The organism is Nonomuraea mangrovi, from assembly GCF_042681425.1.
GTDB classification, from domain to species: Bacteria; Actinomycetota; Actinomycetes; order Streptosporangiales; family Streptosporangiaceae; genus Nonomuraea; species Nonomuraea mangrovi.
The window spans coordinates 20417-46245 of record NZ_JBHUFV010000051.1 but is presented as its reverse complement, the minus strand read 5'-3'; the positions used below and the strand labels follow the sequence as shown (position 1 = coordinate 46245).

Sequence of the window (25829 nt, the reverse complement as noted above, 5' to 3'; positions counted from 1 at the left end):
GTGCGAGGGCCCCGGCCTAGCGTCTCCGTCATGAAGTCGACAATCGTGATGGCGCTGGTCGCCGCAGCGCTGCTGGCGCTGTCGCCGACCGCTCCGGCCCTGGCGCATGGGGTGGAGGCCGGAGCGGACCTGCGGGTGACGCAGACCTTCGGAGCGGGCGAGGTCACGCTCGTGATCGCCGGGGTCTCGCAGGCGCCGGCGCCGCTGCTCGTGAACGCCCAAGCCGTCCACCCCATAAGCCTGAAGCTGGAGTTGCGCTCGCTGACCGACGGGAGCACGTCAACCGGTTCGGTGAGCGTGGGACGGGAGCCCGCCGTGTTGCAGGCCGGCCACGCCGGCCCGTACGAGCTGCGTGTTCGCGCCGGTGACGAGGTCTCGGTCATCCCGTTCCGGGTGCTGGTGCCCGGCAGCGCGTGGTGGACGATGGTGGGTGACGGTGCGGTCCTGGCGCTCGGGCTGCTGCTGGTGGGCGGCGTGCTGGCCAACAGGATGCCCCGTCCCCTGGTGGGCGCCGCGAGTGCGGCCGCGGCGGTCGCGGTCGTCGTGATGCTGCTGAAGCCGTACCTGCCACCCGTCCAGCAGCCGGGCGCCACGCCCGTTGCCGAGCCCGGCCGGCCGTACGCGCAGGGCCGCTTCTCGACGCAGCCCGCCAGGCCTGCCACGGGCGCCGAGTTCACCCTGACCCTGCGCCTGGCCGACGGCTCGACTGGACGGCCAGTGGACGACCTCGCCGTCCACCACGAGGCCCCAGCCCATCTCGTGATCACCAGCCAGGATGGTGCGGTCTTCCGGCACCTGCACCCGCTGCGCACCGCGCCGGGAGTGCTGACGGTACGGCTGAGCCTCCCGCGGCCGGGCCGCTACCTCGCCCACAGCGAGATCGAGCGGCAGCAGTCCGGCGGGCAGCTCCTCTCCGGCGCCTTCGAGGTTTCCGGTACGGCCCGGCCCGTCTCCCAGGAGACCGCCGTGCCCCGGCTCACCCCCGCCGCGCCGGTCGCCGGAAGCCCGGTGACCATCGAGATCGGCACGCAGGGGCCGATCCGGCCCTGGCTGGGCATGCCCGGCCATCTGATCGTCAGGAGCCAGGACGGCGCCCACCTGGCGCACGCCCACGGGACGGCGGACAGCGCTTCGGCGCTGCGCTTCACGCTCACACTCCCGGAACCGGGCCGCTACCTGGCCTGGGCCCAGTACCTCGAAGGAGGCGGGCTTCTGACGCGGTCCTTCACCCTGGAGGTGGATCGATGAAGTACGCGGCTGTCTGCCTGCTGGTTGCGGGCGTGCTGTTCGCCGTCACAGCGCGTTGGTTCGGGGGCGGCTCAGAGAGCGTGCAGGCGGCAGGCACACGCTACACCGTCACCGTAGTGCCGGCCGATCGTGTCGAGGTTCGGGTGACCTCGGGCGAAGCAAGGGCGGTCACGCTGGCGGCGGCCATGCCGAGCATGGGTCACGCCCTGCCGCCGGTCGGCACCGTCCAAGCCGATCCCGGCAGCTTTGTCGCCACGCAGGACGTGTTCACCATGGACGGCGTTTGGGAGCTGTCGATCACGCTGTCCGGGGATCAAGGCCAGGAGCTGATCACCGTCACCATACTGGTGTGACAGGAAGAAGCATCAGTCACGTGACGGAGGCGGCGAATGAGGGTCCCGGACTAGCGTCGACGACATGAAGCTGATCAATGGCCACGTGGCCGTCAAGGCCCGCGTGCTGCCCAAGACGGGCGATGGCTTCCTCATGCTGGCCGGCGAGGTCGGCACCTGGCGCGGCGGCTACTTCGCCTCTCCTCCCATGCAGACGGCCGCCGATCTCAAGGCTCTGGCCTCAGGCATCGAGGCGTGTGAGGCGAACGTGTTCCGCGCTGTCCTGCGCACACCCGGCGAGGGCGACGAGTTGCTGGCCGCCCGCGGAATCCGGCCGGCACGCTATGACATCGTCGTGCTGTTCCGCACGGCGTCCGTGGAGGCCGCGCAGGCACTGAGGGAGAACGTCACCTACAGGGAGATCGTCAAGGCCATGGGCGCCGCGGCACGCCGTACCCACGAGATCGTCGCCGCCAACGCCGGACGGCTCGGCGACGTGGATCACAGCCAGGACCATTGCTTCCTGTTCAACTACTTCTACGCCGACGATCACGAGACTCTGCTGAAGGTGTGGGAGTACACCGCCGGCTGGTTCCAGGCCAAGACCGCGCTGCCCAACTCCGCGCTGATGCAGCCGCTGGAAGGCGAGTCCTGCGACTACGGGCTGGTCAACCATGCGAGCTGGCCGGGCTGGCGGACCTTCCTGCCCAGCCTGATGTTCCGGCCGACCTTCCGCAGCTTCGTGCTGGCCAACTTCAAGGCCAACGGCGTCGCCGCGCAGCCGATCATCTATCGCCGCGTTTGACCTTGCTCCTGCACCATCCCTCGCCGAGCTGGACATTCCTGCACGCCTACTCCTGACTTGGAAGGAATACTCATGTCGAAGACCGTCCTGGTGACCGGCTCCTCCACCGGAATCGGGCGGGCTACCGCGCTGCTGCTGGCCCGAGAGGGTTTCACCGTCCACGCCGGGGTGCGCAAGGAAGCCGACGGGGAGGCGCTCGGCTCCGGCGTCACCCCGATCATTCTCGACGTCACCGACCCCGGCCAGATCGCCGACGCCGCCGAACGCCTCGGCCACCTCGACGCCCTGGTCAACAACGCCGGCATCGGCGTCACCGGCCCCCTGGAATGTGTGCCCATGGACGCCCTACGCCGGCAGTACGAGGTCAACGTCTTCGGCCAGGTGGCCATCACCCAGGTCATGCTGCCGAAGCTGCGCGCATCGAAGGGCCGCGTCGTCACCGTCGGCTCGGTGGGCAGCTGGATCACCCTGCCCTTCGGCGGGCCGTTGTGCTCCTCCAAGCACGCCATCCGCTCGCTCAACGACGCGCTGCGCATGGAGCTCAAGCCGTACGGCGTGGCCGCGGTTCTCATCGAACCCGGCTCCATCCATACCGACGCCGTCGACAAGCTCGAAGGCGAGGTCGAACCCCGCCTGGCCTCCCTCGGCCCCGAGGGCAGGCGCCTGTACGGCGCTGCCTACCGCACCATGGTCGCCAGCGGGCTGAAGGAGGAGCGCTCCGGCTCCAGCCCCGACGTGGTCGCCCGCGCCGTCCTGCACGCCCTGACCGCTCGCAAGCCCCGCTCCCGCTACCCCGTCGGCAAGAAGTCGCGGCTGATGAGCACGCTCGGCCGCGTCGTCCCCCAGTACACCCTCGACCGCCTGCGCCTGCGCGCGCTCGGCCTGTCCTGAACGGAGCCCACCGTGACACAACTCGCCGGGGCCGACGCTCTCATCTCGCTCGATCCCGTCTTCGCCAAGCTCGCTGTCGGCGCCGGCCACAACCTGTGGGGCCTGGCCCACCTGACGACGCGTGAGAAGGCCTTCGTCTGCCTGACCGCCGACCTGTGCCATCCCCACCTGGACCTGCCCCTGGCCATGCATGTGCAGATGGCCCAGGCCAACGGCGTGGACCCCGAGTCGATCCGGGAGCTCTACCGCCACCTGGCGCCCTACGTCGGCTACCCCATCCTCGTCCCCGCCTTCCAGCGTCTGGTCGCGCTCGGGCTGCCCGAGGCACTGGACACCGAGCCGATCGAGCCGGTCCCGCTGCACGGTGCGCTGGCGCATGCCGTACGTGAGCTGGAGGAGGTGGATCCGGGGCTGGCCGCCTTCACTGAGGACCAGCTGGCCCAGCGCTGGGCCAGGCCCGGCCTCACAGTCCGCGAGCGGGCGATCGCCTGCCTGGCCGTGGACGTCCTCTACCAGACCCTGGATGAATCATTGCACCTGCACGCCGAGCTGGCCAGGGGCGCGGGGGCCACCGACGAGACCCTGCGCGACCTGCTTCGAGGCATGGCCGAATTCGGTCTCGCGCGCGCCTGGGCCGCCGCTCGCGCTCTGGGCCTGCAGCCGATCCAGCACGAGGAGGGCACCGGATGAACGGTGTCGCCGCGCGACCGATCATCTGTCGCCGAGTGTTAGCCGCGCCAGCTCGGCTCGGGAGGTGACGCCCAGCTTGGGGAAGGCTTTGTAGAGGTGGGAGGCGACCGTACGCGGGCTCAGGAACAGCTGCGCGCCGATCTCGCGGTTGGACGCGCCCGTGATGGCCAGCCGTACCACCTGGAGTTCCTGCGGAGTCAGCACAGCCAGCGGATCCGCGGTGCGGGAACGGTCCGGAAGGGAATACCCGGCCGCACGCAGCTCGGCGGCGGCGCGGGCGGACCAGGGGGCCGCGCCGAGCCGGTCGAACGCCTCCATGGCGGCCAGAAGCTGCGGGCGGGCCTCGGCGCGACCCCTGTGCCGACGCAGCCACTCCCCATAGACCAGCCGGGTCCGTGCCTCGTCGAAGGGCTGTTGCTCCTCGGCGTGCAGGGTCAGGGCCCGCTCGTAGAGTCCGGCTGCAGCGTTTTTCGGGGCCAGCAGCGCGCGAACCCGATGGAGTACGGCGATCGGCGTGGCCCGGCCCGTGGCCTCGGCCCACTCCGCGTACGCCTTCAGGCGGTCCCGCGCCCGCTGCGGATCCCCCACGCGGACGGCGGCCTCGATGTAGTCCGGCCAGAAATAGCGCCAGATGAAGGCGTGGCGCGTGGGACCTGCCATCGTCCGGTCCAACCGGGCGAGCACGGCGTCGTAGCGGCCCAGCCCGAAGTCGAGGATCACCCGCGCGCACTCCGCCCAGCAGGCTCCCGGCATCCAGTTGCGGTGGTCGGCCGCGCGGATCGCCTGATCCGCCAGCGCCGACACCTCCTCTTCCGCCCCGGCGACCGCGGACAGCCAGGCGTGGACCCCGGCCAGGTAGCCACGCCAGAACGGCTGACCCAGGTCGGCGGCTAGCGCCATACCCTCGGCCACCGTCGCGCGCGCGGCAGGGTGCCTGCCGTCCAGCAGCTGGGCGATGGCGAGAAGCGTCAGCACCTGGGGCATGCGTCCCAGCCGTCCCTGTGCCCGGCAGTCCGCGACGAGCTCGGCCGCATCCGTGAGCATGCCGACCCGGTCGGCGCGGTGGAGAGCCTGGAAGGCGATGATGAACCGCAGCTCGGACGGCACGTGCTCGGCCGGGTCCGGTGCGAGGTGGGCCTGCGTGGCCACCGAGCCGCCCTCGAGAATCAGGCGGAACGCTTTGTTGATCGCACGCACCACGGCGGGGAGCCCCTCACCGTCCGGGGCCAGTTCTTCAGTACGGCGAGCCAGGGGCACCTGGTCGGGGTGGGTGGCGCTGGCCCAGGTGTAGTAGCCGGCCAGGCCGAGCAGCGACAGCCTGGTGGGCATGTCGTCGGCCGCCTCGGCGCCTTCGTGCAGCAGGCGGACGGCCTCCAGCGGCCGGTCGGCTTCGATCGCCAGCTTCGCGCGCACGGCGGCGAGCTCGGCCTGGACGGCGCCCTCCGCGGTCGTCGTCTCGGCCAGGCGCAGCGCCTTGTCCACCAGGTCACCCGCGCGACGCCACAGGCCCGCCTCCACCGCGGCCTCGGCTGCTGCCGTCCATCGGCGTACGGCTTTCGCGGGTTCGACTGACAGTTCCGCCGCGCGCGCGTAGGCCGCCGACACCGCCGTCTGCCCGCCACGCAGCCGGGCGCGCACGGCCAGGTCCACCAGGTGCCCGGCCACCTCCTCGTCGGGATGCAGGGTGACGGCGGCCAGGTGCCAGGCCCGCCGGTCATCGTCGACCGCCTCGGCCAGCGCCCGGTGGGCGGCCATCCGGGCGGCGATGTCGCAGGCCAGCAGCACCGCCCTACGCACCAGCGGATGATGGAAGACGACGCTCGCCGCGGTGACGCGGACCAGGCCGGCGTGCTCGGCCGGGGCGAGGTCGTCCAGCGAGGCACCGAGGACGCCAACGGCGCGGGCGAGCACGTCGAGCTCGTCGCGGTGATCCAGGGCCGCCACCAGCAAGCAGGAGCGGCTGGTCTCAGGCAGCGCTGCGATCCTGTCACGGAAGCCGCACAGCACCCGATCCGTCACCTGCATTGCCGTACCGAGGGAGAAGAACAGCGGGACGAGGGCGCCCGCGCGCTGCTCGGGGGTGAGCATGCGGGGCAGTTCGACCAGGGCGAGCGGGTTGCCCTGGGCCTCGGCGACGAGCTGGTCGCGGACGGCGGGCGGCAGGTCCGCCGCCTGCTCGGCCAGGAGCTTCCGGGCGGCCCCGGGCTCCAGCTTCCCCGGCCGGAGCTCGGGCAGGTCCGTCATGGGGAAGGCTTCTCTGGCGGCGAGCAGGACCATGACGGGCTCGGTGTACAGGCGGCGCGCGGCGAACAGCAGCGCATCGGCCGACTCGCCGTCCAGCCAGTGAGCGTCGTCGATCAGGCAGAGCACCGGGCCTTCGACCGACAGCTCCACGAGCAGGCTGAGGGTGGCCAGCCCGACGAGGTAGCGGTCGCCCCGGGCCGGCCGGCCGAGCCCCAACGCCCCGCGCAACGCATCCGCCTGCTGGGCCGGCAACGACTTCACGTGGTGGAGGACTGGACGAAGCAGCCGGTGCAAGGCAGCGAACGGCAGGTCGGCCTCGGACTCCACGCCGGTCACTCGCAGGACTCTCGCCTGGGCTTTCGCTGCGGCGTGCCCCAGGAGGGCGGACTTGCCGATGCCCGCCTCCCCGCGCACGATCAGCACCCCCGATCGGCGCTCGAGCAATTCGTCGATGACGGACAGTTCAGCCTGACGCCCGACCAACACAGCACTCCGCCCCAAACCGATCACACTCTCGCCGATGCGCGGCGGTAGAAGTCGATCTGGTCGGCGACCACACGATCCCGGAACCTGGGGTCGGTGTAGAAGGTGAAGTGGGTGCCGGGGTAGCTGCGCAGTTCGCCTCGCGGAGCACGCTCGGCCAGCTCCCGGGTGGTTTCCAGCGGAGTCTCCCGGTCCTCGGCGGCGACGCAGACCAGCAGCGGGCAGGTCAGGCGTGCGGCAGGACCGGCGGGCCGGTAGCGCATCATCGTCAGCAGCCCTCTGGGCGCGACGCTGTTGCGCCATAAGGTCGACGTCTGCCCACCGGTCAGCGTCTCGATATGGCGGTCGGCCTCAGGGGTCGCGGTCACGGCGAGTTCTCCCGGATTTCCCACCATCGGGATGTAATACGGTCGCAGGCCCAGCTTCCCCCGGATCGTATCCCAGATGATCGCGCCCAGCAGCCGCAGCGTGTCACCAGTCGAGCGACCCTCGACCTTCTTCGGGAAGCCGTTGAACGGAATCTGCGCCACCACGGCCGCGATCCGGGGATCGCCGGCGGCCACGGTGATGGCATGCGCGCCGCCCAGCGAGTTGCCCCACAGCAGCACCCTGTCGGGGTCGACCCGCTCATGCCCGCGGGCGAAGGCCACGGCGGCGCCGACATCGACGAGCTGGCCGTCGATGTCGGGAAGCTGGCGCGGCTCGCCGTCGCTCTCGCCGAAGCCTCGGTAGTCGAAGACCAGCGCAGCGAAGCCCGCCGCGGCGAAGCGCTCGGCGTAGTCGAAGAGCCGGTCCATCGTCCCGCTGAAACCGTGGCACAGCACTACGCACGGCGCCGGTCCGGGATCGGCGGGCAGGTAGAGGTAGCCGGCGCACCGGACGCCGGCAGCGGTGAAGGACACCTCGGAACGCATACAGATCATCCTCACGCCAAATAGACTGACTGCCGGTAAGCACTCTAGCGACCCAACTGACCGTAGGTAAGTGAGATCCATGACACCCCAGCGGATTTTGGAGGCGGCGCGCGCCCTGTTCGCCGCCCGCGGCTACCGCTCCACCTCCATGCAGTCCATCGCCGACCAGGTGGGCATCACCAAAGCCGCCCTCTATTACCACTTCGACTCCAAAGAGGAGATCCTCCGCCAGCTCACTGTGCCGCTGTTGGACGAACTGGAGGAGGTCCTGGCCGGCGCCGAGTCGTGCGACAGCGCCGAGGAGGTGCGGTGGCGGGCGATCGAGGGCTATGTCGATGTGCACCTGCGGCACCGCCACACCCTCACCATGCTGGTCAAGGACATGACGCTGCTGGTGCAGGCGCCGATCGCCGACCGCTTCCGCAGCGCGATCGCCCTGGCCAACGAGCTGGTGGCCGGCCCTGGCCGCGGGCTGGAGGAGCGGGTGCGGGCTTGCCAGGTGGTCGCCGGGCTGGCCGATCCGGTGCTCCTGTTCCGCGACGAGCCGGCCGAACGGGTGCGAACCCTGATCCTGGACGGTGCCAGGGCGCTGCTGGACGCACCGCCCGTACCCCGGACGGGCGGACGCGCCCGAGGCCGGAACGGCGGACGACGCGCCATCCTCACCGAGGACCAGATCGCACAGGCGCGATCCCTTCACGCCGAAGGTCATGTCGCGGAGGAGATAGCCGCCCGTTTCCACGTCTCCAGAGCGACCATCTATCGCCATCTCAAAATCTAAAGATAGTGAGATTTGATTTTGAGACGGAGTCGGAGGTTGACGGTCTTCTTGACCCGCCCGACTCCGGCAACGCCCACCAGACCTTCCCAGACCTCTCCCAGATAGCCCGGCCGGCCTTGAGCGCGGCGGTCGCGCGGCCCTTCAGGCGCATGCTGCGCATCCGCGGTTCCCCCGCTCGTGTGACGCAGAGCACCGCCGCCGATGTCACAAGCCCGTCGCCTGCCCCGTCCTGGCGTGTGACGGCTTCCCAACGATCAGGGACGATCATGGTTCATCTTGAAGAGACCTCTCAGACCCCTCCCGAGCGGCCCATCCGGCGCCGTCGGCGCCGGCCGCGGTGGGTGGCGGCGATAGTCGCGTTGCTGGCGGCTGTGACGTTGTTCGGCGCGTACGGCTGGCAACCGGCCGCCGTGGACGGCTACCGCTCGCCGTACGAAGGCAGCTATCTCGACACCTCCCTGGCGCGCTTCCACTACAGCAAGACGGGCAGCGGCTCGCCGGTGGTGCTGGTGGCGGGCGGTGCGCAGTGGCTCTACTCCTACCGCGACACGATCCCGGCTCTGGCCCGCGACCACACCGTTTACGCCGTCGACCTGCCCGGACAGGGCTACACCACGGTGAAGGGGGATTTCGCCTACGACATCCCTGCCATGGCACGCGCTCTCGGCGCGTTCCTGGATGCGGCAGGGCTGTCCACCGTCTCCCTGGTCGGGCACTCCTGGGGCGGCGCCTGGTCGCTCTACTACGCCGAGCAGAACCCGGACCGCGTTGACCGGCTCGCGCTGCTCGACTCCCCCGGTCTGGACAAGCCGCTCGCATCGCAGACGGCGTTGTTCTCCATCCCCGTCGTCGGCGAGCTCGCGGTCAAGCTGATGGGCCGCGCCGATTTCGAGAAGAGCCTGCGCACCGCCTTCGCCCACCAGGACCGCGTCACCCCCGAGGTCGTGGATGTGACCTGGCACTGGATGTCTCGCCCAGACAGGCGAGAGGCGTTCGTCCAGCTCGTCCGGACCCAGGATTACACCGCCACGGACGCCGGTCTCACCCGGCTCCGCGCCCGCACCCTCGTGATCTGGGGCCAAGCCGACCAGTGGCTGCCCGCCTCCTACGCGGAGGAGTACGGCAGACGCATCCCCGCCGCCACGGTGCACGTCGTCCCCGGCGCCGGGCACAACGTCCACGAGGACGCCCCCGAACAGGTCAACCCGCTGCTCGCCGCCTTCCTCAAGCGCTAGGTCAGCACGGCGGCGGGGTCGGCCACCGTGCGGTAGCGGACCCCGGTCATGCCGAGCGCGCCGGCCGTCTCCACGTTCTCGAGAAGCGCCCTGACGTCCTCGTCCACGGCGAACGGCACGGCGATGAACTCGGCGACTGCCCACCGCGCCCGATCGTCCCCGCCCAGGGCCGCTGCCACTGACTCGGCCCCCTCCTCCTCGGTGGCCGGCCCGATGAGGGCGGGGTCGAAGGCGGTGCGCATCTGCGGCAGGCCGTGCAGGCCGTAACGGGCCTCGATCTCGGCCTCAACGGCATGATCGAAGTGGCGGAGCACGGCGTCGAAAGTGGTCGTGGCCCCTCATCGTGTGGGAAGGGCGGACGTTGATCTTCACGGCCGCCGGGTGGTATAGGTGGATTGGTGCGATTCCAAGGTGCGGCGGTGACAGCCCGCCGGTTCCGCTGATTCCGGCGGGACGACTCGGTGCGACTCCGGGCCACGCGGTGACACCCCGCCACCTCTCGGGTCTGCTCACGGCCCCTGGTTCTTCTTCGTCGAGAGGTGGTCTCGCATGTTCACCGGGCACATTCACGAGGTCGGCACGGTCGTCGCCGTCGACCAGGCTCGCATCGCGGTCAAAGCGCCCAAGGCCGCTGCGGGCGCGCATGACGCGATCTGCCTGAACGGCGTCGGCCTGATGGTCGTCCCATCCGGGCACGACGTCCTGGAAGCGAGGCTCACGGCCGAGACCCGCCGCAGATCGACCTTCGACCAGCTCCTGCCCGGCACGAGCGTCAACGTGGAGACGCCCTTGGCGGTGGGCGACCCGCTGGGCGGCCACCTGGTGCAGGGCGCCGCGGACGCCGTGGGCAAGGTCGTGAGAGCCGACGACGAGGGCGCCACCCGACGGCTGTGGATCAAGCCGCCGGAGCGCTTCCTGCCGCTGGTCGTCGCGAAGGGGCAGATCGCGGTCGACGGCGTCAGCCTGACCGTCGCCGAGGTGTCCCGCGACCGGTTCTCGGTGATGCTGATCCCCGCCACGCTGAAGGCCACCGCGCTGTCGCGGCTGTCGGCCGGCGACCGGGTGAACCTGGAGCCCGACCTGCTCACCCGGCTGGTGCGCCGCTGGCCGTCCGACCCAGGGCAAGCGGTGACCGAGGTGGTCGCCGCGCTGCCCTGGGCGGGACGGGTCTCGGGCGGACGGGGCGTACAGAAGGCGCTGGCGCAACTCGCGTCGGGCGGCGCCGTGATGGTCTGGGACCCCGACCGGGAGGGCGAGGGCGACGTGGTGTTCGCGGGGGCACGGCTGCGTCCTGAGGCGTTCACCTTCCTGCTCACCCAGGCGTGCGGCCATCCGACCGTGCCGTGCGCGCCCGAGATCCTCGACCGCCTGGAGATCGGGCCCATCCCCGGCCCCGGAGACCGGCACGGCACGGCGCCGCACGTCCCGGTCGACCTGGCCGCCGGGACTGGCACCGGCGTGTCGGCGGCCGAACGCGCGGCGACCGTACGCCGCCTGGCCCACCCCGAGGCCCGGCCGTCCGACTTCCTGCGGCCCGGACATGTCTTCCCGCTGGCCGCGCGCCCGGACGGGCTCGCCGAGCGCGCCGGTCACACCGAGGCCACCGTGGCGATGTGCGCGGCGGCGGGGCTGGCGCCGGTCGGGGTGTGCTGCGAGGTCATGAACCCCGACGGAACGATGGCGAAGGCCGCCGACCTGGAGATCGCCGCGCTGCGGTGGGGCCTGCCCATGCTCGACATGGCCGACCTCAGGCGGCATCTGTGAACCCCAACCCATACGAGAGGATCGGCGCCGGCTACGCCCGTCACCGGCGGCCCGACCCCCGCATCGCCGGCCAGATCAACCGGGCTCTGGGCCCGGCCAGGACGGTCGTCAACGTGGGCGCCGGAACCGGCTCCTACGAGCCGCACGACCGGAGGGTCACCGCGGTCGAGCCGTCCCTGGTGATGACGCGCCAGCGTCCGCGCGGATCGGCGCCGGTCGTCCGTGGGTACGCCGAGTCCCTCCCCTTCCCCGACCGGTCGTTCGACGCCGCGATGGCCGTTCTGACCGTCCACCACTGGACCGACCCGGCGGCCGGTCTGGCCGAGCTGCGCCGGGTGTCCGGTCGGCAGGTCGTCCTCACCTGGGACCCCGCCGTCACCGCCCGGTTCTGGCTGGTCGAGGAGTACCTCCCGGAGATCGCCGAAGCCGACGCCCACCTCGCCTCCCTCGACCTGGTCGCCGCCTGGTTCCGTCGCGACGGCGCGCGGGTACGCGTCGACCCGGTCGGGGTGGCCGCCGACTGCGCCGACGGATTCCTCGGCGCGTACTGGCGGCGCCCGCACCACTATCTCGACCCCCGCGTCCGCGCCGCCGTCTCCGCGCTGGCGACCCTCGACCCGCGCCTGGTCGAGCCCGCGATGCGCCGCCTCGAGACCGACCTGGCCACCGGACACTGGCACGAACGTCACCGGGACCTCCTCGGCGCCAGCACCCTCGACCTCGGCTACCGCCTGGTGACCGTCACCCCGCCCACGAGAAACGGGAAATAGCCGTGCCGATCATCGACGCCTGGGCACAACACCCGACCCAGCGTTTCCTCCAGGAGGACATGCTCGAGTGGCTGCCCCGGTGGGGCGGCACCTCGATATCGGACCAGCAGCAGCCGGACGAGGCCGCACAGGATCCGGCGCGTTAACGGACAGCGGTTATCCCCGGCTCGACTCAGGTCGGCAGGGGGCGAGGGGATGGCGACTTGGCAGGTCGGGGAGTCTGTTCGATCAGGGTTTCGATGGCTCGATCGAGAAGGTCGCCGAACTGCCTGTGCTCAGCGGGGGTGAACTTGTCGATGAGGGCCTTCTCGAGCACGTTGACTTCTTGGTAGGCCCCGTCGAGGAGGTGCCGGCCGGCGTCGGCGAGGGTGGCGATCATGACCTTGGCGTGCACGGGCGACGCCTGCCGGTCGATGAGGCCCTTGGCCTGCATGCCGGTGAGGACCGTGGCCATGCTCTGCTGGGTGACGCCGCAGGCGCGGGCCAACTGGGCACCGGACATGCCGTCATCGCGGGAAAGGGCGAGCAGCACCGTGTACTGGGTCATGGTGAGCCCATAGGTACGCAGGACGGCTTCGTGATGGGCCATCAGAGCCTGTTCGGCGCGGCGGATCCTGGTGCACAGGTATTCCTCGGCGGACACATCGGCCATGTTTGTCACAGCTTCCTCACTTGACTCAGCTTCCTGAGACTCACTACCGTTCGAGTATCAGGATACTGAGTCAACCAAGAAGGTTGTGAATGATGAAGGCTGCAGTGCTCGCCACCGACGACCAGTTCCGCGTGACCGAGATCGCCGAGCCCGTCCCCGGGCACGGGGAGGTGGCGATCCGCGTCGCCTACGCGGGTGTCCAGTGGGGGGATGTGCTCGTGCGTGAAGGTCACTTCCCGACCCCTCGTCCCTTCGTACCCGGCTTCGAGGCGGCCGGGCGGATCATCGCGGTCGGCGAGGGGGTCGATCCGGCACGCGTCGGCGAGCAGGTCATCGCACTGACCAGTTCGGGCGCCTTCGCGGAAGTCGTTGCCGTTTCCTCGGTGCTGGCGATCGCGGCGCCCGCCCTGGACCCGCGGACCGCCGCCGCGTTCGGCTGGGTCACTCCCACCGCCTACGACCTGATCAACACAGTCGCGGGTGTCGGACCGGGCCAGAGCGTGCTGATCCACGCGGCGGCCGGCGGGGTCGGCACGCTCGCGGGGCAGTTCGCCAGGGCCGCAGGCGCGGGGCGGGTCGTCGGCGTCGTGGGCGATGCGGAGCAGGTCGACTACGCGCGACGGCTCGGTTATGACCAGGTGCTCAGCCGTGAGGACTTCCCCCAGGCTCTGGACGGGGAGCACTTCGATGTGATCCTCGACCCCATCGGCGGCCAGACGCGGCTGGCCTGCCTGGAACGCCTGGCGCCGCACGGCCGGCTCGTGGTCTACGGCAACATCGCCACCTTCGAGCCCGTCTCGGTCTCGGCCAACGATCTGCTGATGCAGGGCACCTCGATGCTGACCTACAACAGCAACCTGCTCAGCCGGACCCATCCCGAGCGGCTCGCCGGCAGCGCACGCCGCGCGCTGGAGCTGGTCGGGGACGGCAGGGTCGGCATCGACATCACCGCCGAACACGAGCTGGCCGACGTCGAGACCGCCATCGCCGATCTCGCCGGTGGAGCGACCCGCGGCAAGAGCATCGTCCGGATCGGATGACGTCAGTCAACCGTCATCGCGTGGCGGACCTGCGCTCCATCATCCGGGAAAGTGACAGGCCACCTGCCGTTTCTCGTGGATCCGCAGCACCGGTTCCTCCTGCGCGCAGAGCGGGGCGGCCATCGGGCAGCGGGGATGAAAGGTACAGCCGGCGGGCGGGTTCGCCGGTGAGGGCAGATCTCCGCGCAGCACGATGCGCTCCCTGTTGCGCTCGATCTTCGGATCGGGCACGGGCACGGCCGAGAGCAGGGCCTTCGTGTAGGGGTGAGCGGGACGCCGATAGACCTCGTGCTTGTCCCCGATCTCCACGATCCGGCCCAGGTACATCACCGCGACCCGGTCGCTCACCCGGCGCACGACGGACAGATCGTGGGCGATGAAGACGTAGGTCAGCCCGAGTTCGCGCTGCAGACCTTCCATCAGGTTGACGATCTGCGCCTGTACGGAGACGTCCAGCGCCGACACCGGCTCGTCGGCGATGACGAGTTTGGGCCGGGTGGCCAGGGCGCGCGCGATGCCGATGCGCTGGGCCTGGCCGCCGGAGAACTCGTGCGGGTAGCGGTCGATGTGCTCGGGGATCAGGCCGACCAGGTCCAGCAGTTCCTTCACCTTCGCGCGCACCTCTGAGAATCCCTGGACGATCAGCGGGTTCGCGATGATCTGGCCGACGGTCTGCCTGGGGTTCAGCGATGAGTACGGATCCTGAAAAATCATCTGAAGGTCGCGGCGGAGCGGGCGCATCTCCCCCTGGCTGACGTGGGTGATGTCCCTGCCCTCGAAGGTGATCGAGCCTGCGGTGGGTTCCAGCAGCCGCACGATCATGCGGCCAGTCGTGGACTTGCCGCAGCCTGACTCCCCGACCAGGCCGAGCGTCTCGCCCTGCCGTACCTCGAAGGACACTCCGTCGACCGCCCGTACCGCGAGGTCGCGCCGGCGGGCGAAGGGAACGGTGAGGGGAAAGCTCTTGCGCAGGTCGGATACCCGCAGCAGGTCGTCCATCAGGCGCTCCCAAGGTGACAGGCGGCGAGGTGGCCGGGAGAGGTCCGGGTGAGGAGCGGCAGGTCCCGCTCGCAGACCTCCATACGCTGCGGGCATCGGGGATGGAAGGCGCAGCCGGACGGCGGCGCCAGCAAGGACGGCGGGGAGCCGGGGATCGTGCGCATGGGTGTGTCGTCGTCCTCGTCCAGGCGGGGCAGCGAGTCGAGGAGGCCGCGGGTGTAGGGGTGCCTGGACCTGTCGAAGATCTCGTCGGCGGAGGCCTGCTCGGCGACACGCCCGCCGTACATGACCAGCACCTCGTCTGCGACCCGCGCCACCACGCCGAGATCGTGGGTGATCAGGACGACCGCGAGCCCGCGGTCGTCCTGGATCTTCTTGATCAGTTCGAGGATCTGGGCCTGCACGGTCACGTCGAGTGCGGTCGTCGGCTCGTCCGCGATCAGAAGGTCCGGCTCGCAGGCCAGGGCCATCGCGATCATCACTCGCTGGCGCATGCCTCCGGAGAACTGATGGGGGTAATCGCCCACCCGATCCTTCGGTGACGCGATGCCGACCTCGGCGAGCATCTCCATCGCGCGTTCCCTCGCGGCCCGGCGCGAGGACCCGAAGTGGAGCCGGTGGGCCTCGGCGATCTGCTCGCCCACGGTGTAGTGAGGGTGGAGCGACGACAGCGGATCCTGGAAGATCATCGCCATCCGGCGGCCCCGCAGCCTGCGGAGGCTCTCCGGCGGGGCTCCCACGAGCTGCTGCCCGTCGAACAGGATCTCACCCGAGACCTCGGCCTCACGATGCAGACCCATGATGGCGAGGCTGGTGACCGACTTGCCGGAACCGGACTCGCCGACGATGCCGAGCGTGCGGCCCTTGTCCAGGCGGAAACCGACGTTGTCGACCGCCCGCAGGCCCCTGAAGGCCACCCCGAGCCCCTTGACTTCAAGCAGCATGTCTCACCCTGGGGTCCACGATGCCGTAGAGCAGGTCCACGACCAGGTTGGCGATGACGATGAAGAACGCGGCGAGCAGCGTCGTGCCGAGCACCACCGGGTGGTCCTGGGCGGTGATGCTGTTCACGGTGAGCTTGCCGATACCGGGCAGGCCGAAGATGGACTCGGTGATGATCGCGCCGCCCATCAGTCCGCCGAGGTCCATTCCGAAGATGGTCACGATCGGGGTGAGCGCGGCCCTGAGCCCGTGCTTGACCACGACGGTCCGCTCGCGCAGGCCCTTGGAGCGGGCGGTGCGGATGTACGGCTCGCCCATCGTCTCGATCATGGAGGAGCGGCTCTGCCTGGCGTACATGGCGGCCGACAGGACCGCCAGCGCGATCCAGGCGAGCACCAGGTTCTGGGCCCAGGTCAGGGGGCCCTCACCGAACGGGGTGTAGCCCGGGTACGGCATCAGCTGGAGCACCTGGACCACCACGTAGAGGAGCATCGGCCCGACGAAGTAGATGGGCAGGGCCGCCGCGGCGACGGTCGACACGACCAGCGTCCGGTCCAGCAGGGTGTCCTTGCGCAGGGCCGATACGACGCCGACGCCCAGCCCGCCGATCAACCAGAGTGTGGCGGCGCCGACGGCCAGGGAGAAGGTCACGGGCAGGCTCTCCAGGAGGAGGTCCCAGACCGGCTGCCCGCTCTGCCAGGAGTAGCCGAGGCAGGGAAAGCCGCATGCGATCGCGTACTGGCCGGTGCCCAGGGTCCGCCCGGCGAAGATGCCCGTCACATAGTCGTAGAACTGGGTGGGAAGCGGCCGGTCCAGGCCCATCTGGTTGCGGATCTCGGCGATCCGCTCGGGAGAGCAGCTCTTGCCACAGGCGGTGACGGCCGGGTCGGTGGGCAGCAGGTAGAAGATGGCGAAGGTCACCGCGCAGATCACCAGCAGGACGCCGGCGACCGCGGCCAGCCGGCGCGCGAGGTAAATGATCATTTGCGGGCGCCTTTGGGGTCGATGGCGTCCCTGAGCCCGTCACCCAGCAGGCTGAATCCCAGGACGACGAGGAACAGGCACAGGCTGGGGATGACGAAGTACATCGGGTCGACCTGGTAGTACGTCACCGCGTTGGAGAGCATCTCCCCCCACGAGGGCGTCGGCGGCCGGATGCCGATGCCGAGGAAGGACAGTGCCGCCTCGGCGCTGATCAGCCCGGGGACGAGCAGCGTCACGTAGGCGATGATCGGTCCTGAGACGTTGGGCAGGATCTCCTTCAGCAGGATCCGGTGATCGCGGGCGCCGCTCGTCCTCGCCGCGTCCACGAACTCACGTCGTTTGACCGAGAGCGTCTCGCCCCTGACGATGCGCGCGATTCCGGGCCAGCTGAAGAATCCGATCACGGCGATGAGCAGGACGATCCGGTTGGCGTCCGGAGTCACCGACATGATGGCGATCATGAAGATGAGACCGGGGAAGGACATCAGCAGGTCGATGAGCCGGCTGATCACCGTGTCGACCCAGCCGCCGAAGTAGCCGGCCGCGATGCCGAAGAACGTGCCGAGCACCACCACGACCGCCGCGCTGGTGAAGGCGATGAGCAGGGAGACCCGGGCGCCCTGGACGATCCGGCTGAAGATGTCCCTGCCGCTGACCGGCTCGACGCCGAACCAGTGCTCGGCACCGATCCCGCCCAGAGCCCCCCGGGGGATCCCGGCGAGGTTGGCGTCGATGGCGGTCTTGTCCGGCTGGGCGGGATCCCAGCCGCTCAGCGCGGTGATCAGCGGGGCCGCCAGGGCGACGACAAGGAAGAAGGTCACGATACCGAGGCCGGTCATCGCGGCACGGTTCGCGCGGAGACGGTCAAGGACGAGCCCCCATGGGGAACGCCCTGCCGGGGTGGCGGAGTCCGCCGCCCCGGCCGTCTCCGCTGCGTCGAGCGGAGTCTTCATGCGTGTCCTCTTGGTGGGAGGGCCCGTTACCGGGAAAGGCTCGGGTTCTTCAGGCCGATCACGCCGAGATCGGGGTTGCCCTCCCAGATGGGGTGGCCTACGGCGCCCGCGACGTTCGAGCCGTACAGGTTGTTCTGCTTGGCCCACTGGTACGGCACGGCGGGCGACTTCGACATGATCAGGTCCTCGAGGTCGAGCCATGCCTTGTTCGCGGCCTCGGCGTCGGCCATCGCGTTGATCTCATCGATCTTGGCCATGACCTCCTTGTCCTTGAAGAAGGAGTTGTTGCCGCCGCTGGAGTTCTCGGTGATCGTGCGGCCGTCGAAGATGATCGGCAGGAAGGTCGAGCCTGAGGGGTAGTCGGGGCACCAGCCACCGATCTGGATGTCCGGCGCCTTGGTGGGGTCACTGGTGATGCCGCCGACGGCCGAGGCCTCGACCAGGTCGATCTGCATGTCGATGCCGACCCGCTTGAGCGCGGTCTGGAGTGCCTCCGCTCCGGGCTTGGCACCGTTGGACGTCACCAGCCTGATCTTCAGGCCGCCGGTGACTCCGGCCTCGGCGAGCAGGGACTTCGCCTTCTCGACGTCTCCGGTCGGCGGGATGCGCAGGATGTCGCGCTTCACGCCGCCGGTGAGGCCCGGCGGCAGGATCGCGCCCGCGATCTCGGTGATCTGGGGGCCGCCCGACGCCGTCTGCAGCGCCTCCTTGTCGACGGCGTACTGCACGGCCATGCGGACCTTCGGGTTGTCGAAGGGCGCACGCGAGGTGTTCAGGTACAGCATGCCCGTGCAGCCGTCCATCGAGCTGACCATCCGCTTCTGAACCTGCGGGTTGGACAGGACCTTGGGCAGGCTCGCGAGTGCGACGTCGACGTAGCCCACCGCCGAGCGGTCAGCACCCTGGTCGGCGATGAGCCGGGTGTCGATGGTCCCGCCGCCCACCGTCTGCTTGACGACGATCCTGTCGGGATAGGCCTTGCGCACCTCGTCGGTGGCGGGGTCCCAGTGCTCGTTGCGGACCAGGATCAGTTCGCTCTTGCGCTGATACTTCTCGATCTTGTAAGGACCCGAGGAGAAGGGGCGGCTGTCGTAGTCGACGCCCTTGTCCTGCGCCTGCGGCACCGGCGCGAACGTCGGCAGCGTCACCGTCTGGCCGAATTCCGCGACCGGGCGTTTGAGCTTGAAGACGATCGTCTTGTCGTCCGGGGTCTCGATCGAGGACAGGTGCTCGCCCTTGAGCGGGCCCTTGTACTTCTCTCCTCCCGCGAGGTAGAGGATCGCGTAGTTCGGGCCGCCGGGAAGCTCCGGAGAAAATGAACGTTCAACATTGTATTTGACGTCCTGGGCCTTGATGGGCGTTCCGTCCTCGTATTTCACGCCGTCCTTCAGCGTGAACGTCCAGACCTTGCCCCCCTCGGAGGGCGTGCCGAGGTCGGTGGCCAGGTCGGGCACGATCTCCGAGCTGCCCGCCTTGTAGGTGGTCAGCGTGCGATAGAGGAGCCGGGTGCCGAAGCCCATGTCCCGCATGGTCCAGTTGCGAGCGGGATCGAGATGCACGAAGTCCTGGTTGGACAGGATGTTGAGGGTTCCGCCCTTGACCGGCCCCTGGCCGGATGTCGCGGTTCCCGCGGGGTCGTTCTTACCCGAAGTTCCGCCGCCGGAGCAGGCGGCGAGCCCGAGCACGAGCGCGGTGGCGAGCGCGAGTAAGTGTCCGCCGTCCTTGGTACCAGCCATATGTCACCCCAAGTGGATCGCTTGAACGATCTGAGTGACCCGTAACATAATAATGTGAAATAGCACTATCAAGTGGCGTTACCGACTCGTAGCCTCCGGGCGCAATGGGTCTCGGCCATCTCACATTCACCCCTATGCCAGATCATTAACATGTGACATATTACGCGCGACCACCCGTGCGGCCGAAGATCGGCCCATGTCGGAAGGAACCCCCCGCGTGCGTAAACTCACCGCCATGCTCGCCATCGGGCTGGCCGGAACGGTCCTGGGCGCCTCGGCGCTGCCCGGACTCGCCTCCGCCGATCCGGGACCGACGCCCACCCCCTCCGCGAAGGTCACCGCCACCCCGCCGGGCGAGGGACGTCACCAGGAGGACGTCCTCAACCCGATCGCCGTGCAGGAACGTTCCTTACGCGACAAGGCCATGGAACACGTGCTCTCGAACCCCAAGGTGAGCGCGCGAGCTTCCGGCAAGGTGAAGATCGGCGACCGGTACGTCGAACTCGCCCTCGAACGCAAGGACAAGATCTTCACCGTCCTCGCCGAGTTCGGCGACAAGATAGACAACCAGACCCTGCACAACGGCCAGATCCGCTACGGCGGCGTGCCCGGCCCGCTGCACAACCAGATCCCGAGGCCGCAGCGAAGCTACGACAACCACACCCTCTGGCAGCGGGACTTCAACCGGGCCTACTACCAGGACATCTACTTCGACGACGCCGAAGGCGCCAACTCGCTGCGCAACTTCTACCGGCTGCAGTCCTCGGGCCGCTACGACATCGACGGCTACGTCTCCGACTGGGTGAAGGTCCCCTACAACGAGTCCCGGTACGGCACGCCGCGCTGCGACAGCGGCCTGGACTGCGACACTCCCCTGTTCGACTTCGTCAAGGACTCCGCCAACGCCTGGTACGACGCCGAACGCGCCAAGGGCCGCAGCGTCGAGGACATCACGGCGGAGCTCAAGAGCTTCGACGTCTGGGACCGATACGACCACGACGGCGACGGGAACTTCGACGAGCCCGACGGCTACCTCGACCGATTCCAGGTCATCCATTCCGGCGTCGACCAGACATGGGGCGGGGGCGCGCAGGGCGCCGACGCGCTCTGGGCGGTCAGCCACGACGCCTACTGGAACCTGCGCGGGCGCACGGGCCCCGCCGGCAACCTGCGCGGCGGCACCCAGATCGGCGACACCGGCCTCTGGGTCGGCAAGTTCCTGACCGCAGGCGAGAACAGCGGCGTCGGCCTGATCGCCCACGAGTACGGCCACGATCTGGGCCTGCCCGACCTGTACGACGGCGGCGGCAGCAACAGCGTCGAGTTCTGGTCGCTCATGTCGAGCGGCTCCTACCTGGGCACGAAGAACGGGCAGACCGGGGAGTTCCCTGGGGACCTGGACGCGTGGAGCAAGCTGCGGCTCGGCTGGCTCAGCCACGACAGGGCCAGGGCCGCCACCGCCTCCACCCACACCCTCGGAGTGAGCTCCTACAACACCGCCGATCCGCAGGCCGTCATCGTCGACCTGCCGCCGCACACGGTCACCACCGAGCTGGTCGACCCCGCCCAGGGGTCCTTCCAGTGGTGGAGCGGCAAGGGCGACTACCTCAACGAGACGCTCACCCGCGAACTCGACCTCACCGGGCTGACGACGGCCAGGCTCGACGCCAAGGTCTGGTACCAGATCGAGCAGGACTTCGACTATCTCTACGCCGAGGTCTCCGAGGACGGCACCTCATGGACTCCGATCGGCGGCACCGTCGGCGGGCAGCCGATTCCCTCCGTCGACGGCGTCCCCGGGATCACCGGCCGCAGCGGCTGGACCGACCTCAGCCTTCCCCTGGACGCCTACGCGGGCAAGAAGATCCGGTTCCGGTTCCGCTACGTCACCGACACCAACACCGTCGAGAACGGTTTCCTCATCGACTCCATCACCGGCGTCGTCCAGGACGACGTCGAAGCCGGCGACAACGGCTGGACCGCCGTGGGCTTCAGCCGTACAGGGAAGACCGGCAGGAAGGACCACCCGCGCGCCTACATCGCCGAGAACCGGCGCTACGCCGGTTACGGCGCCTACCTCAAGACCGGCCCGTACAGCGCCGGCTTCTCCAACGACCCCGCGCGGCGGGAGATCTACGAGCACTACCCCTATCAGGACGGCCTGCTCATCTGGCTGTGGGATACCGCCTACACCGACAACGCCACCCGTAACCACGTCGGCGAGGGCATGATCCTGCCGATCGACGCCCGTGCCGTCCCGCTGCTCTGGAAGGACTACACCAAGGTCAACAGCCGGATCCAGGTGTTCGATTCAGCCTTCGGCCTGACCCCGACCGACCGGGTGGCGCTGCACAAGGACAGCACGAAGACGATCTTCCCGGCGCTGCCGGGGGTCTCCTCCTTCAACGACCGCACCGGCGTCTACTGGTACAGCACCAACCCCCAGCAGGGCGTCATCCCGCCCGACACCAACACCAGGATCGACGTGGTGAAGGAAGCGAACAAGGGCCTGCGAACCACCATCAAGGTGGGTCCTGCCTCCTGAACAACCCGGGTCCGCCGCGCGCAACGAGCCCCACTTGCGCGGCGGACCCGGCCACTCGCCCATGCGCTTTCTCTCCTTGAGCGCCAGAACCGGCTCCTCCGGGCGCCGGGAATCGGCTTGCACCGTCTCGCTCGACGAACCCAACGGGTCGGCAGGCGCGTGACGAGCGGGCATCCAATAACAATCACCACATTCACCCGGTAGCGGGCATCGGCGGACTTATCATGATCGTCACAGCGCTGACGAAAGGGGAGGTGCGCCCTGTGGCGGACACATTCAGCACATCGTTCGACGACCTCGCCGACACGTGCACGCCGTTGTCGCGCAGGCTCGGGTCCGGCGCCTCCGGACTGGGGACAGCGTGAGCGACCAGGGCTATTCCGCCTCGTCGAACCGGCTCCGCGGAGGAGGTGCCATGGCCCGCGACCACCACGACAGCGTGGCCGCGGCCAAGCGCGACCTGCGCGCGGCCCTCGACAGGGACAGGGCCGCGCTCGGCGACGACCAGTACGGCGTCGAGTTGCACCGGAATCTCCCCACCATCGAGCGGGAGGTCTACGCCGCGTTCGACGCCTACCTCGCCGAACTCGACGACATGGACACGGGCCTGCAGGCGAACGCCACGCTCTACGAAGGCGTCGAGCACGTCAACGGGGGCACCGGGTGATCCCTGCCCGGCTCCACGGCTGACGATCGCGTATGGGTTTCGACGGATGCGTGGTCCCCGAGTTCCTCCGGCCGCACATCGACTGGGTCACCGGCATGGCCTGGCCGGAGGGGGACCCTGAGGGATGCTTCCGGATGGCCGACGCCTGCGTGGTGGCGGCGCACCGGGTGGTCGCCGGCACCGAGGCGGCCGACCCCGCCGTCGCCAGTATGATCGGCGACTCCTGGAACGGAGCAGCCCAGCAGGCGTTCGTCCGCCACGTCGAGCAGACCGTGGGCGGACGGCGGGCCGAACTGGTGCAGCGGCTCATCCGCGCGGCGATCTCGCTGAACGGCGTCGGCGTCACGATCCAGCACGCGCAGCGCATGATCACGTTCATCGTGGTCTTCCTGCTCATCGTGCTGCCGCTGGTGCTGTGGCAGGCGCCGTGGCTGCTCCGCCCTGTCCTGCAGGTCTCCAGGATGAGCGCGCTACAGATCCGCAACACCACCCTGATGCTGATGGGTGTCTTCGCCGGCTTCGGCGGTGCGGTGGAACTCCTGGTGCAGGCGACCCAGATCGAGGGTGGGCGGCGCGACACGTTCGACACCGACCAGCTGCTGATGGCCGTGCGGGACGGAGCCATCAACGGGCTGCTGACAGGACTGCTCGGCTGCGGGCTGGGCCGCCTGGCGCCACCGGCGCTGCACGCCGGGGTGGCGCGGGCCGAGGCGGCCTTCGGCGAGCGGCTGCTGGCGGGGTTGATGCACACCCTTCCCGGCCAGGCGTTGCAGTACGGCGTCGCGGGGTCGGCCACCACCGCGATCAGCCTGAAGATAGACGGCCGGCCACTCGACTGGGACCTCATCCTCAAGAGCGGCACCGCGGGGGCGCTGGGCGCGGACGGCCAGCACCTGGCGTCGCCGCTGCTCCTGGGGCGCCGTGGCGAAGGCGGCGCCGTACCGCCTCCGGACCACCTGCCGCAAGATCCGCCATCCGCCGGCTCCGCGCCACCGAAAGACCCGCCGGGCTTCGGACCGGTGCCCGATCCCAGGCGGGTGCCGCCGGACCCTGGACCGGCGACGCCCCTTCCGGCCTTCGACGCGCCTGGCGACCGGGGACCGGCCGCTGAGAGGTCCGCGCGCCAGGACGGCGAACGCGCCAGCCACCTCGCGGAAGCCGCGCCGAACGTCGGCACCCCACCGGACGTGCGGTCCGGCACACCTGAGCCGCCCTTCCGCGACGCCCATGCCGGGACCGGCCTGCAGGCCACCGCCGCGCGTCATGACGTGCCCGCGGTCGCGCCCGTGCGCGGCGCCGAACCTGTCGCCGGAGCACGCCCCTCGGGAGCCGTGCCGGACTCCCCCGCGCACCCTCCTCGGCCGGCCGTTCGGGAAGGCGCTCCCGCGCATCGAGGCGACGGCGGCGGCAGGGCGGCGGGGCCGGACGAGCCCGCCGTGCGCAACGGGCAGGGCCAGACACCCCAGGACCGGGCGGAAGCGGGTGGCCCATCGCGGCCGTCGATCGACGACCTGATCAACCAGCCGTCCGACCCACCCGAGGCCCACGGGCCGGTGCACAACGACACGCCCGGCCGCGAAGGAGGGGACGGCCGGGACCGGCCGGATCCGAGCACGCTTCCTGCGGACGAGACCGCCGACGGGCCGCAGGTGCGTGACGCGCCGCCGACCGGGGCGGACGGCATCCGGCCGCTCCACGACGCCAGGAACGCGCTGGCCGAAGGCGACGTGGCAGGCGCACGTGCGGCGGCCGACGCGGCCGCGGCCGACGCCTTGAGAGCGCGGCGGTCCCCCGACGTCTCCGATGCCCTTCGGGCCCGCGCTGACGCGGAGGCCGTACAGGCGGGGCGAATCGCCGACATGGCGGAAGTGATCCATCGCCATGGAGACGCTCCCGCGGAGAGGCTGGCACTGCTCAAGCGATTCGACATCACCATCGAGGTCAAGCTCTTCCACGAGCACGACGGCAGGTCCGGTGGAGCCTCCTACGACCCCGCGACGAACACCCTTCTGGTGCGTCAGCGGGTCGAGGGGAAGCCACCAGGTGAGGAACTCGTCGCCGGTCTCAACCGGAACTTCTGGCGGATGAGCGAGCGCCACTTCCTCAGCCAGGAGATCACCGGCTGGAACGGCCTCTCCGGATGGAGTGACGGGGCCGCCCGCTTCCATGCCGACAGTGATTACGCCGCCTGGGTGGAACGCCACATGACCCCGCAGTCGGAGCGGTTCACCACGGCCTCGCGGGAGGCGCTGCGCGCCTACCGGCGGAACGATACCTTCCCCGAGATCAACCAGCCGCTCCGGCAGATGACCGAGCCATCGCCGGAAGCGGCGGCGCACATCGCCGACATGGACGCCGCGATGCTGCAATCAGTGGTCCCCGAGGACATCGTGGTGTCCAGGCAGGTGCTTGTGGACGCCTTCGACCGGCCGATGGACCGTCTCGAGGGCACGACCCAGGAGGATCTCGCCTTCCTGTCCACGTCCACCAACAAGCATCCTCCCCCCTATGAGCACTTCGTCCAGCGCTACACCATGGTCAAGATCTGGCTCAGGGTCCCCGCCGGCACGCACGCCGTCCACATGCGGGGGCTCTTCCCCGACATCGAGCGGTCGAAGGGGCCGTCGAGCGAGCTCCTGCTGGCCAGGGGAAGTCGGTACAGGGTGGACAAGGTGCTGGTCGAGAACAACCAGTACAAGGTGTTCACCACCGTCCTGAGAGACGAGGACTGATCATGGATTCGCCGCGTGACAACCCCGCCTTCCACACCATCAGCGTTCCTGACGAATGGTCGTGGACGGCGTCCGGCGCGATCTCGTTCGTCCCGGTCACCCTGTCTGGCATGACGCTGGGCTACCTGTGGGCCGCCGCCCGCGAGGAGTCGGCCGGATTCGTCCCCGCTGAGTCCGCCGGAGCGGAGGGCCGGAACGCGGCCATCGCCTGGGTCGGGCGCCTGCGCGAAGCCAAGGCCGCGGGCGATCTGCCGCTCGCGGCCCTGCACCGGTGGGCTGGTGAACCGGAGGACCAGGTCTGCGGCACGGTCCAGACGCAGGCACAGAGCGAGCTGCCCGCGCTGACGGCGCTCGACGAGCTGGCCCGGCGCGACTGACGCACGCGCACGTGCAGGTCGACGCCGCCGCCGGCGGAGATGAGC

The 25829-nt window shown here is 69.8% G+C and carries 24 protein-coding genes; 15 read left to right on the top strand and 9 right to left on the bottom strand.

Annotation, left to right across the window (positions count from 1 at the left end; all coding sequences use genetic code 11):
* Positions 1-30 precede the first annotated feature (30 nt).
* From ACFSKW_RS34450 to ACFSKW_RS34430, 5 genes are all read left to right on the top strand, one after another.
* Positions 31-1248, top strand: a complete 1218-nt coding sequence (locus ACFSKW_RS34450; protein ID WP_379577004.1) for a hypothetical protein — start codon at positions 31-33, stop codon at positions 1246-1248.
* On the top strand, positions 1245-1601 hold the full coding sequence (locus ACFSKW_RS34445; RefSeq protein ID WP_379577002.1) for a hypothetical protein: 357 nt from the start codon (positions 1245-1247) through the stop codon (positions 1599-1601). The genes ACFSKW_RS34450 and ACFSKW_RS34445 overlap by 4 nt, the downstream gene beginning before the upstream one ends.
* Before the next feature lie 64 nt (positions 1602-1665).
* On the top strand, positions 1666-2385 hold the full coding sequence (locus ACFSKW_RS34440; protein ID WP_379577000.1) for a hypothetical protein: 720 nt from the start codon (positions 1666-1668) through the stop codon (positions 2383-2385).
* A 72-nt stretch (positions 2386-2457) separates the two neighbouring features.
* Entirely contained in the window at positions 2458-3276 is an 819-nt protein-coding gene (locus ACFSKW_RS34435; RefSeq protein WP_379576998.1) for an SDR family oxidoreductase, read from the top strand.
* A 12-nt stretch (positions 3277-3288) separates the two neighbouring features.
* Positions 3289-3966 (top strand): carboxymuconolactone decarboxylase family protein, encoded by a 678-nt coding sequence (locus ACFSKW_RS34430; RefSeq protein ID WP_379576996.1) that lies wholly within the window; start codon positions 3289-3291, stop codon positions 3964-3966.
* 21 nt (positions 3967-3987) lie between these two features.
* On the opposite strand, the gene ACFSKW_RS34425 is transcribed toward ACFSKW_RS34430, so the two are convergent.
* On the bottom strand, positions 3988-6696 hold the full coding sequence (locus ACFSKW_RS34425; protein ID WP_379576994.1) for a helix-turn-helix transcriptional regulator: 2709 nt from the start codon (positions 6694-6696) through the stop codon (positions 3988-3990).
* A 20-nt stretch (positions 6697-6716) separates the two neighbouring features.
* Complete coding sequence (locus tag ACFSKW_RS34420) at positions 6717-7607, bottom strand: alpha/beta hydrolase (protein ID WP_379576992.1); 891 nt, start codon at positions 7605-7607, stop codon at positions 6717-6719.
* A 79-nt stretch (positions 7608-7686) separates the two neighbouring features.
* Here ACFSKW_RS34420 and ACFSKW_RS34415 point away from each other — a divergent pair, with 79 nt between their 5' ends.
* Both ACFSKW_RS34415 and ACFSKW_RS34410 read left to right on the top strand, forming a co-directional pair.
* A complete protein-coding gene (locus tag ACFSKW_RS34415) occupies positions 7687-8388 on the top strand; it encodes a TetR family transcriptional regulator (protein ID WP_379576990.1) in 702 nt (233 codons plus the stop codon).
* Positions 8389-8729: 341 nt separating this feature from the next.
* On the top strand, positions 8730-9623 hold the full coding sequence (locus ACFSKW_RS34410) for an alpha/beta fold hydrolase (RefSeq protein WP_379576988.1): 894 nt from the start codon (positions 8730-8732) through the stop codon (positions 9621-9623).
* On the opposite strand, the gene ACFSKW_RS34405 is transcribed toward ACFSKW_RS34410, so the two are convergent.
* Positions 9620-9937 (bottom strand): hypothetical protein, encoded by a 318-nt coding sequence (locus ACFSKW_RS34405; protein WP_379576986.1) that lies wholly within the window; start codon positions 9935-9937, stop codon positions 9620-9622. The two genes, ACFSKW_RS34410 and ACFSKW_RS34405, sit on opposite strands and share 4 nt — an antisense overlap.
* Positions 9938-10172: 235 nt before the next feature.
* On the opposite strand from ACFSKW_RS34405, the gene ACFSKW_RS34400 reads away from it, so the two are divergent.
* The 3 genes from ACFSKW_RS34400 to ACFSKW_RS34390 are packed head-to-tail and all read left to right on the top strand — an operon-like array spanning position 10173 to position 12303.
* Positions 10173-11387: a riboflavin synthase gene (locus ACFSKW_RS34400; protein WP_379576984.1), complete on the top strand. Its 1215-nt coding sequence runs from the start codon at positions 10173-10175 to the stop codon at positions 11385-11387.
* The gene (locus ACFSKW_RS34395; RefSeq protein WP_379576982.1) at positions 11384-12157 is read left to right on the top strand and encodes a class I SAM-dependent methyltransferase; all 774 of its coding nucleotides are present in this window, start codon (positions 11384-11386) and stop codon (positions 12155-12157) included. Before ACFSKW_RS34400 ends, ACFSKW_RS34395 begins: the two co-directional genes overlap by 4 nt.
* Positions 12158-12159: 2 nt before the next feature.
* Complete coding sequence (locus ACFSKW_RS34390) at positions 12160-12303, top strand: hypothetical protein (protein ID WP_379576980.1); 144 nt, start codon at positions 12160-12162, stop codon at positions 12301-12303.
* 26 nt (positions 12304-12329) lie between these two features.
* Here ACFSKW_RS34390 and ACFSKW_RS34385 read toward each other — a convergent pair whose 3' ends face one another.
* Positions 12330-12809, bottom strand: coding sequence for a MarR family winged helix-turn-helix transcriptional regulator (locus ACFSKW_RS34385; protein ID WP_379576978.1), 480 nt, complete (start codon positions 12807-12809; stop codon positions 12330-12332).
* An 89-nt stretch (positions 12810-12898) separates the two neighbouring features.
* On the opposite strand from ACFSKW_RS34385, the gene ACFSKW_RS34380 reads away from it, so the two are divergent.
* Complete coding sequence (locus ACFSKW_RS34380) at positions 12899-13849, top strand: quinone oxidoreductase family protein (RefSeq protein ID WP_379576976.1); 951 nt, start codon at positions 12899-12901, stop codon at positions 13847-13849.
* 39 nt (positions 13850-13888) lie between these two features.
* Here the strand turns inward: ACFSKW_RS34380 and ACFSKW_RS34375 are convergent, their stop codons facing one another.
* From ACFSKW_RS34375 to ACFSKW_RS34355, 5 genes are read right to left on the bottom strand one after another with little or no spacing between them, the layout of a single operon-like run.
* The gene (locus tag ACFSKW_RS34375) at positions 13889-14848 is read right to left on the bottom strand and encodes an ABC transporter ATP-binding protein (RefSeq protein WP_379576974.1); all 960 of its coding nucleotides are present in this window, start codon (positions 14846-14848) and stop codon (positions 13889-13891) included.
* The gene (locus tag ACFSKW_RS34370; protein WP_379576972.1) at positions 14848-15792 is read right to left on the bottom strand and encodes an ABC transporter ATP-binding protein; all 945 of its coding nucleotides are present in this window, start codon (positions 15790-15792) and stop codon (positions 14848-14850) included. Before ACFSKW_RS34370 ends, ACFSKW_RS34375 begins: the two co-directional genes overlap by 1 nt.
* Positions 15782-16774 carry an ABC transporter permease gene (locus ACFSKW_RS34365; RefSeq protein WP_379576970.1) on the bottom strand — a complete coding sequence of 331 codons (993 nt, stop codon included), beginning with the start codon at positions 16772-16774 and terminating at the stop codon, positions 15782-15784. The genes ACFSKW_RS34370 and ACFSKW_RS34365 overlap by 11 nt, the downstream gene beginning before the upstream one ends.
* Positions 16771-17727 (bottom strand): ABC transporter permease, encoded by a 957-nt coding sequence (locus tag ACFSKW_RS34360; protein ID WP_379576968.1) that lies wholly within the window; start codon positions 17725-17727, stop codon positions 16771-16773. The genes ACFSKW_RS34365 and ACFSKW_RS34360 overlap by 4 nt, the downstream gene beginning before the upstream one ends.
* 26 nt (positions 17728-17753) lie before the next feature.
* Complete coding sequence (locus ACFSKW_RS34355; RefSeq protein WP_379576966.1) at positions 17754-19463, bottom strand: ABC transporter substrate-binding protein; 1710 nt, start codon at positions 19461-19463, stop codon at positions 17754-17756.
* A gap of 217 nt (positions 19464-19680) precedes the next feature.
* Here ACFSKW_RS34355 and ACFSKW_RS34350 point away from each other — a divergent pair, with 217 nt between their 5' ends.
* From ACFSKW_RS34350 to ACFSKW_RS34335, 4 genes are all read left to right on the top strand, one after another.
* On the top strand, positions 19681-22008 hold the full coding sequence (locus ACFSKW_RS34350; RefSeq protein WP_379576964.1) for an immune inhibitor A domain-containing protein: 2328 nt from the start codon (positions 19681-19683) through the stop codon (positions 22006-22008).
* Positions 22009-22423: 415 nt separating this feature from the next.
* Positions 22424-22675, top strand: a complete 252-nt coding sequence (locus tag ACFSKW_RS34345) for a hypothetical protein (protein ID WP_379576962.1) — start codon at positions 22424-22426, stop codon at positions 22673-22675.
* A gap of 32 nt (positions 22676-22707) precedes the next feature.
* Complete coding sequence (locus tag ACFSKW_RS34340; protein WP_379576960.1) at positions 22708-25407, top strand: ADP-ribosyltransferase; 2700 nt, start codon at positions 22708-22710, stop codon at positions 25405-25407.
* Between the two features lie 2 nt (positions 25408-25409).
* On the top strand, positions 25410-25784 hold the full coding sequence (locus ACFSKW_RS34335) for a hypothetical protein (protein ID WP_379576958.1): 375 nt from the start codon (positions 25410-25412) through the stop codon (positions 25782-25784).
* The last annotated feature ends 45 nt before the right edge of the window (positions 25785-25829 follow it).

Coding starts and splice junctions, on each gene's coding strand:
- ACFSKW_RS34340 (WP_379576960.1), top strand. CDS start 22,708: ATGGGTTTCGACGGATGCGTGGTCCCCGAGTTCCTCCGGCCGCACATC.
- ACFSKW_RS34385 (WP_379576978.1), bottom strand. CDS start 12,809: ATGGCCGATGTGTCCGCCGAGGAATACCTGTGCACCAGGATCCGCCGC.
- ACFSKW_RS34375 (WP_379576974.1), bottom strand. CDS start 14,848: ATGGACGACCTGCTGCGGGTATCCGACCTGCGCAAGAGCTTTCCCCTC.
- ACFSKW_RS34370 (WP_379576972.1), bottom strand. CDS start 15,792: ATGCTGCTTGAAGTCAAGGGGCTCGGGGTGGCCTTCAGGGGCCTGCGG.
- ACFSKW_RS34445 (WP_379577002.1), top strand. CDS start 1,245: ATGAAGTACGCGGCTGTCTGCCTGCTGGTTGCGGGCGTGCTGTTCGCC.
- ACFSKW_RS34345 (WP_379576962.1), top strand. CDS start 22,424: ATGGCCCGCGACCACCACGACAGCGTGGCCGCGGCCAAGCGCGACCTG.
- ACFSKW_RS34335 (WP_379576958.1), top strand. CDS start 25,410: ATGGATTCGCCGCGTGACAACCCCGCCTTCCACACCATCAGCGTTCCT.
- ACFSKW_RS34450 (WP_379577004.1), top strand. CDS start 31: ATGAAGTCGACAATCGTGATGGCGCTGGTCGCCGCAGCGCTGCTGGCG.
- ACFSKW_RS34435 (WP_379576998.1), top strand. CDS start 2,458: ATGTCGAAGACCGTCCTGGTGACCGGCTCCTCCACCGGAATCGGGCGG.
- ACFSKW_RS34365 (WP_379576970.1), bottom strand. CDS start 16,774: ATGATCATTTACCTCGCGCGCCGGCTGGCCGCGGTCGCCGGCGTCCTG.
- ACFSKW_RS34400 (WP_379576984.1), top strand. CDS start 10,173: ATGTTCACCGGGCACATTCACGAGGTCGGCACGGTCGTCGCCGTCGAC.
- ACFSKW_RS34420 (WP_379576992.1), bottom strand. CDS start 7,607: ATGCGTTCCGAGGTGTCCTTCACCGCTGCCGGCGTCCGGTGCGCCGGC.
- ACFSKW_RS34355 (WP_379576966.1), bottom strand. CDS start 19,463: ATGGCTGGTACCAAGGACGGCGGACACTTACTCGCGCTCGCCACCGCG.
- ACFSKW_RS34415 (WP_379576990.1), top strand. CDS start 7,687: ATGACACCCCAGCGGATTTTGGAGGCGGCGCGCGCCCTGTTCGCCGCC.
- ACFSKW_RS34440 (WP_379577000.1), top strand. CDS start 1,666: ATGAAGCTGATCAATGGCCACGTGGCCGTCAAGGCCCGCGTGCTGCCC.
- ACFSKW_RS34380 (WP_379576976.1), top strand. CDS start 12,899: ATGATGAAGGCTGCAGTGCTCGCCACCGACGACCAGTTCCGCGTGACC.
- ACFSKW_RS34360 (WP_379576968.1), bottom strand. CDS start 17,727: ATGAAGACTCCGCTCGACGCAGCGGAGACGGCCGGGGCGGCGGACTCC.